The sequence below is a fragment of the Nocardioides malaquae genome (assembly GCF_015070385.1).
GTDB classification, from domain to species: domain Bacteria; phylum Actinomycetota; class Actinomycetes; order Propionibacteriales; family Nocardioidaceae; genus Nocardioides; species Nocardioides malaquae.
The window spans coordinates 1-273 of the sequence record NZ_JADCSA010000366.1 but is presented as its reverse complement, the minus strand read 5'-3'; the positions used below and the strand labels follow the sequence as shown (position 1 = coordinate 273).

The following is a 273-nucleotide window of genomic DNA, read 5'->3' as shown; positions in this document are numbered from 1 at the left end:
CATGAAGAGATCCTGCAACTGATCGACAATTTCGCCCGCTGCGCGCAACTGGCGCGGGAGGCAGGATACGACGGTGTAGAGGTGATGGGTTCCGAAGGGTATTTGATCAACGAATTTCTGACGCTGCGCACCAATCAGCGTAGTGACCAGTGGGGCGGCGATTACCGCAACCGGATGCGATTTGCCGTAGAAGTAGTGCGTGCGGTGCGCGAACGCGTCGGCAACGACTTCATTATTATCTACCGACTGTCGATGCTCGACCTGGTCGAAGAC

1 protein-coding gene is annotated in these 273 nt (G+C 56.4%); it reads left to right on the top strand.

The annotated features are described in order from the left end of the window. A partial coding sequence (locus IEQ44_RS15830) for an oxidoreductase (RefSeq protein ID WP_498371228.1) occupies positions 1-273 on the top strand: 273 nt, incomplete at both ends.